Origin of the sequence: Psychrobacter sp. Ps4 (genome assembly GCF_022129285.1) — a bacterium.
Lineage (GTDB): Bacteria > Pseudomonadota > Gammaproteobacteria > Pseudomonadales > Moraxellaceae > Psychrobacter > Psychrobacter immobilis_A.
Genome location: NZ_JADQAK010000032.1, coordinates 1 through 7,020 on the forward strand (window position 1 = coordinate 1; position 7,020 = coordinate 7,020).

Here is a 7,020-nt window from a genome sequence, read left to right on the forward strand (position 1 = left end):
TATTTAGGTAAAGGTCTAAATTGTAAAATGGTTGCTGAAGGGGTTGAAACTCAAACTCAATTTAATAAATTACTTGGCTTGAATATTGATTATTCACAAGGCTATCTATTTAGTAAACCAATGGCTATTAAAGATTTTTTACTTTTTCAACACTCGTTTGATCACCGCGCTTATATCTGCCAACAACCAGATCTTGAAGTTAATTATCAGCCAGTTGTAGTGGAATAAAACGTTAACTTATTCGTTGCTATACCCCTTCCAGTAGGGGGAAGCTCAATAGCAAAAAATGCAACATTAGAGCGGTTGAGCAATATCTTGGCACCAAATTAAAGCTCAATTACTATTTATATCCAAGTGACTTTCTTTAACCTTATTTCACAGCAGAGGTCTATTATGGGATGTTGTAATCAAGCACCAAAAGGTGGTTCAAATAACTTAGGTCTATTAATGAAACTGATTGGCGGAATTTTTGTACTACTATTAGTAGTATCGCTATTCTTTCATTAAAACAGACTTGACCTTACCCTAAGGGGAAGCTTTATAGTTAACACGTTTAATTAGCTGGATGCTTATTTGTGAACTCTTTTTTATCGTCAAACACATTGCTGTCTAATAAGTGGATTGCGCTAGTTCTGGTGGTTATCATGGTTGTGATAACGAAGCCAGCTTTTGCTATGTCTGCTTCAGGACAACATGCCATGTACGATAATAGTCGCGCACCCATAGCTCATACGCAGCAGATACAACATCATGACCAATCACACGCCATGATGGCTGATTGTGCTCGTCACTTATCCCATCAATCCAAGTCAGACAATTGTTGTGACGATATGACCCAGTGCCATATTGTAACTGGCGTATTACCAACCGCTAATTATGCATTCTCTTCTCCAACATCAACGACTCAACTGAGTACTTATCACTTTGAGACACCTGTCTCACCTTGTGAAAACCTTTATCGCCCCCCAATAGCCTAGTCTACGATTCTTTTATATACCTCGATATGCACTCATTATAGTCAAACTGTAATGTAATCGACTGTATTTAAAGTAAAAAACAATAATTACAGTATGTTGCGCATATCGCGATGATAATTATCTATCGTGGATACGTTATGTTTAAAAATACGCGTTTATCAGCAAAGTCCTTGTTGGGACTCATGGTTGCTGCCTCTTTTTCAGCACCAAGCTTTGCCAATGATCAGCTGCAATCGTTGATCGACTGGGCCGTTGAGCACGACTCTGGCCGTCAACAAATTCATTATCAAGCCGAAGCGATGCAAGAGATGGGGATCGCTCAAGGTCAATTGATGGATCCAAAACTCAAAATGGGAGTTGGTGGCTTTCCAGTTGAAAATATGGGATTTGATAATGATCCTATGACCAATATTTCCGTTGGATTGATGCAGCAATTTGGCCGAGGTGACACTTTAGATCTGCTTGAACGCCAAGCTTTTGAGCAAGCTTCTAGTATTCGAGAAAAAGCCGAAATTCGCCAGCTTGATATCGAAAAAGCCATTACAACACTTTGGGTTGAACTGCATTATCAACAGCAGGCACAAAAGTTATTAAAACAGAACCAGCAGCTGTTTCGTTCGTTAGAAAAATACCTCAGCACAAATTACGGCGTTGGGGTTAACCAGGCGCAAGATATTATTCAGTCCCAACTGCAGATCTCTCGTATTGGTGAAAAAATTCAAGCCAATAGCCAAATGCAGCAAAAAATTCGAGCTCAACTGGGTGAATGGTTAGGCGATCAAGCCTCTAACGTATCACCTCAAAACGTTCCAAATTGGGCGCAACTGAGCCAAAGTTTGAATCAATCACATTCTAATTTTTATCCTCTCTTGGCACAGCATCCAACTGTGAAAGCTATTGATGCTCTGATCAAAAGCAATGAAACCGGAATCGATATTGCTAACGAAGCTTATAAACCTCAGTTTGGTGTTGAGGTTATGTACGGTTATCGTCAGGCAAAAGGGATGAATGGTGATCCAGCCTCAGATCTTGTTAGTGCTTACGTTACCATGGATCTGCCGCTATTTACCGATAAACGTCAAGATAAAAAGCTCTCCGCAGCCAAATTACAACTTGGGGCAACTCAATCACAAAAAGATCTGATGCTCAAACAAATGAATGCGCAAGCACAGGCTCTTTTCATCGACAGGCAAAATATCACCGAACGTTTAGGGCGTTACAACTCAACGCTATTACGCCAAGCCAAAGAGAAAACTCGCGCCATTGAGCGTGGCTATCAAAACAATACCACCCAGCTGGATGAATACATTCGCGCTGCCAGTGAAGAGCTAACCCTACAATTGGAGCAACAACGTCTCCATGCCGACCTGCAACTAGCGAACACCAATCTCGCTTACTTACTGAATAAATATTAAGGGATGTTATGAAAAACGTATTTAGTATCAGCTTATTAGCATTAGCGATTGGTGCCGGTGGTGGTTATTTTGCGGCAACTCAGGTCGGTGATTCATCAACTGAGCCATCAGCTAAAAACAAAGAACCGCTCTACTGGGTTGCACCGATGGATCCCAATTACAAACGAGATAAACCCGGCAAATCACCGATGGGAATGGATTTGATCCCTGTGTACGAAGAAGACAATGGCGACAAAGAACTGGCCGGCACAGTTAAAATTTCACCTGTGGTTGAAAATAATCTTGGGGTGAAAACAGCTAAGGTGATTTCTGCCCCTCTAACACCACAGATTGATACGGTGGGTTATGTAGCATTTGATGAAAGCCAACTGTGGCAAATCAACAGCCGAGTCAGTGGCTGGATCAAGAAGCTGAATGTCAACGCCATTGGGGAACAAGTCAAACAAGGACAAGTGCTGTTTACGCTCTACTCTCCCGAATTAGTTCGAGCTCAAGAAGAGTTACTTAATGCTCGTCGTTTGGGAAAAACGGTATTAATTAATGGTGCAAAAGAACGTTTAAAATCACTTGGAGTAGATAATTCTCAAATCAACCAACTACTTAAACGCGGTACGGCATCTCAAACAATTGCGATTAAAGCGCCCGCGAATGGCGTTATTGCGACCTTAAATGTTCGTCAAGGCGCCTACCTTTCTCCAGCACAAACGGTGATTAGCGCAGGATCATTACAAGATGTTTGGGTTGATGTAGAAGTGTTCGAGCGCCAAGCTCACTGGATCACATTGGGAACAACTGCCGATATGAAAATCGACAGCCTACCGGGAACACAGTGGCAAGGCAAAGTGGATTACATCTACCCTATTTTGGATCCTAAAACGCGCACTTTACGTATTCGAGTGGTCTTTCCAAATAAAGATGGTGCCTTAAAACCTAACATGTTTGCCAATGTTGAACTGATCCCACAGAGTAAAAATAAAGTGCTACAAATCCCAAATCAGGCGGTGATCCGTTCAGGTAACATGGATCGAGTTGTATTAGCCCTTGGTGACGGTAAATATCGTTCTACTCGCATTGAAACAGGACGCGAAGCTGGTGATATGATTGAGGTCATTTCAGGTCTCACCGCCAATGATAAGATTGTCACATCAGCCCAGTTTATGATCGATTCTGAATCGAGTCAGACCGCAGATCTCAGTCGTATTAGTCAAGCAGATCAGCAAGCCGACACAAAAGCCGATACTGCGTGGGTCGATGGTACTATCACTAAAGTCATGGCGAACCATCGAATGTTAACGGTACACCACCAGCCAGTAAAAGCGTGGAATTGGCCAACCATGACCATGAATTTTATGGTTAAAGAAGGCATTGATATCAGTACGCTAAAGGCTGACGATGCCATTCGCTTTGAGCTAAAGAAAACCCCTCAAGGGCAATTTGAGATTATTGCAATTCAAGTGGCAGACCCTGCGACTAAGGTAGGTCACTAATGATTCCAGCTATTATTCGGTGGTCGATAAAAAATCGCTTTTTGGTCTTAATGGCAACCGTGTTTTTGGTTGCCGCTGGGATCTACAGTGTTAAACGAACCCCTATTGATGCCCTACCCGATCTATCGGATGTTCAGGTGATCATCAAAACCAGTTATCCAGGCCAAGCTCCGCAAGTTGTGGAAGATCAAGTAACCTACCCATTAACAACCGCCATGCTTGCTGTACCTGGGGCTGAAACGGTACGCGGTTACTCTTTCTTTGGTGACTCCTACGTTTATATCATTTTTAACGATGATACTGATATGTATTGGGCTCGCTCACGGGTGTTGGAATATCTTAGCCAAGTTGCACCGAAATTGCCGCCTAGTGCCAAACCTGTATTGGGGCCAGATGCAACAGGTGTGGGCTGGATTTACAGCTATGTCTTAACCGATCGTAGCGGCAAACATGATCTGAGCGAGCTACGCAGTTTGCAAGACTGGTTCTTAAAATACGAACTACAAACGGTTGATGGCGTTTCTGAAATTGCCACTGTTGGCGGCATGGTTAAACAGTATCAGATCCAAATTGATCCCAATAAACTGCGTGCTTACAACCTAACCCTACAGCAGATCAATAAAGCGATAAAAGCAGGCAACCAAGAAGCAGGAGCCTCTGTTGTTGAAGTGGCTGAAGCTGAACACATGGTTCGTGCGACCGGTTACATTAAAAATATTGCTGATCTAAAAAATATCCCTCTTGGTGTCACCAGTAAAGGCACTCCTCTGCTATTAGGAGATGTCGCTGATATTAATCTTGGCCCACAGATGCGTCGTGGTATCTCAGAATTTAATGGCGAAGGAGAAGCGGTTGGTGGTGTGGTTGTAATGCGCTTTGGGGAAAATGCGCAGCAAGTGATCGCCAATGTAAAAGAGAAACTGGCGTCATTACAACGCAGCTTGCCTGAAGGCGTGGAGATAGTCCCTACTTATGACCGTTCAACCTTGATCGACAATGCGGTTGATAACTTATATCAAAAACTGCTGGAAGAGTTCATTGTTGTTGCCGTTGTCTGTGCGCTGTTCTTATTCCATTTGCGTTCATCTTTAGTGGTTATGATCAGCTTACCAATCGGAATTTTATCGGCCTTTATCGTGATGCACTGGCAAGGTATTAATGCCAACATCATGTCTCTAGGTGGTATTGCGATCGCAATTGGTGCCATGGTTGATGGCGCAATCGTTATGATTGAGAATGTCCATAAGCACATCGAGAAAACACCACTTACTGATGAAAACCGTTGGCAAGTTATTGGAAAAGCCGCTGAAGAAGTAGGTGCACCGCTATTTTTCTCACTATTAATTATTACGTTAAGTTTTGTTCCAGTATTTGCTCTCGAAGGTCAAGAAGGAAAAATGTTCTCTCCCCTTGCCTTTACAAAAACCTATGCCATGGCATCAGCGGCCGGTCTTGCCATTACTTTGGTTCCGGTATTAATGGGTTATTTTATTCGCGGTAAAGTGTTACCAGAACATAAGAACCCCATCAATAAAGCGGTTGTATCGGCATATCGTCCACTACTCAATATCAGCCTACGTCACCCTAAATCTTTATTGGTGGCGGCGGGTATTCTAATGGCTTCTGCTTACTACCCAATTCACAATATGGGCAGCGAGTTTATTCCACCATTGGATGAAGGCGACCTAATGTATATGCCAACCACCTACCCTGGTATTTCCATTGGTAAAGCCCGTGAAATTTTGCAACAGACCGATAAGTTAATCAAAACTATCCCTGAGGTGAAAACAGTTTGGGGCAAGATTGGTCGAGCGGAAACAGCCACCGATCCCGCTCCCCTAACCATGATTGAAACCATTATTCAGTTGAAACCAAGAGATGAGTGGCGTCCGGGTGTGACAACAGCCTCACTTCGTCATGAACTGGATCAATTGGTGCAATTTCCAGGTTTAACCAACGCTTGGGTTATGCCGATCAAAACTCGTATCGATATGTTAGCAACAGGGATTAAAACGCCTATCGGAGTGAAAATTGCAGGCCCAGATCTCAAACAGATTGAAAAGATCGGTCAGCAATTGGAGACCATTTTAAAACCAGTACCAGGCACCGCCTCAGTTTATGCCGAGCGAGTGGCTGGAGGGCGCTATATCACCATGGATATCGACCGTCAAAAAGCGGCTCGTTATGGGCTTAACATTCAAGATATTCAACAGGTTATTACTACTGCCATTGGTGGTATGAATGTTAGTGAAACCATTGAAGGCTTAGAGCGTTACCCAATTAACGTCCGTTATCCTCAAAGCTATCGAGACTCTTTAGAAAAACTCAAGAGCTTACCTCTGGTGACGCCAAGCGGTGCTCGTATTGCTTTGGCCGATGTCGCTACATTGCGCTTTGAAGATGGCCCTCCAATGATCAAAACCGAAAATGCACGACCAAACGGATGGGTCTTTGTGGATATCGATGGTCGTGATTTAGGCTCGTATGTTCATGAAGCGCAACAAAAAGTAGCACAAGAACTTGTTCTGCCTGCTGGCTACTCGCTTTCTTGGTCAGGTCAATATGAGTATATGGAACGAGCAAAAGCCCGTCTAACTACAGTTGTTCCGGCCACGATCGCCATCATTATGATGTTGCTTTATATGAGCTTCCGTCGTGTAGGGGAAGTGCTACTGATTATGGGCACGTTACCTCTAGCTATGGTTGGTGGTCTCTGGTTAATGGAGATCTTGGGCTATAACTTCTCTATCGCAGTTGGAGTTGGCTTTATCGCACTGGCCGGGGTTGCCGTTGAAATTGGAGTCATCATGTTGGTTTATCTTAATCAAGCGTGGAATGGCCAGATAGAACAAGCAAAACAGGAGCAAAGAGCGTTAACCATGGCTGATCTCACCAAAGCCATCAGTGAAGGTGCTGGCTTACGAGTACGCCCAGTCATGATGACAGTAGCAACGGTCATTATTGGTTTAATTCCAATTATGTTTGGTCACGGAACGGGATCGGAAGTTATGCAGCGTATTGCCGCACCAATGATTGGCGGTATGTCATCGGCATTATTACTGACACTCGTGGTACTCCCTGCTCTATTTAAACTGTGGAAACAGACAAGCTACAAACTGAAGTAGTCATATTTAATGGCTA

Annotated in this window: 5 protein-coding genes; all 5 read left to right on the forward strand. The window is 43.4% G+C overall.

The genetic code is table 11. The features are described from left to right. A partial coding sequence (locus I3252_RS13670; RefSeq protein ID WP_238035607.1) for an EAL domain-containing protein occupies positions 1-228 on the forward strand: 228 nt, incomplete at its 5' end. 470 nt (positions 229-698) lie between these two features. Next, complete coding sequence (locus I3252_RS13675; RefSeq protein WP_238035608.1) at positions 699-977, forward strand: hypothetical protein; 279 nt, start codon at positions 699-701, stop codon at positions 975-977. Positions 978-1,114: 137 nt separating this feature from the next. After that, positions 1,115-2,392, forward strand: a complete 1,278-nt coding sequence (locus I3252_RS13680; RefSeq protein WP_238035609.1) for a TolC family protein — start codon at positions 1,115-1,117, stop codon at positions 2,390-2,392. A gap of 8 nt (positions 2,393-2,400) precedes the next feature. After that, entirely contained in the window at positions 2,401-3,879 is a 1,479-nt protein-coding gene (locus tag I3252_RS13685) for an efflux RND transporter periplasmic adaptor subunit (RefSeq protein WP_238035610.1), read from the forward strand. Next, complete coding sequence (locus I3252_RS13690; RefSeq protein WP_238035611.1) at positions 3,879-7,004, forward strand: efflux RND transporter permease subunit; 3,126 nt, start codon at positions 3,879-3,881, stop codon at positions 7,002-7,004. Before I3252_RS13685 ends, I3252_RS13690 begins: the two co-directional genes overlap by 1 nt. Positions 7,005-7,020: the final 16 nt, after the last annotated feature.

Coding starts and splice junctions, on each gene's coding strand:
- I3252_RS13690 (WP_238035611.1), top strand. CDS start 3,879: ATGATTCCAGCTATTATTCGGTGGTCGATAAAAAATCGCTTTTTGGTC.
- I3252_RS13675 (WP_238035608.1), top strand. CDS start 699: ATGTACGATAATAGTCGCGCACCCATAGCTCATACGCAGCAGATACAA.
- I3252_RS13685 (WP_238035610.1), top strand. CDS start 2,401: ATGAAAAACGTATTTAGTATCAGCTTATTAGCATTAGCGATTGGTGCC.
- I3252_RS13680 (WP_238035609.1), top strand. CDS start 1,115: ATGTTTAAAAATACGCGTTTATCAGCAAAGTCCTTGTTGGGACTCATG.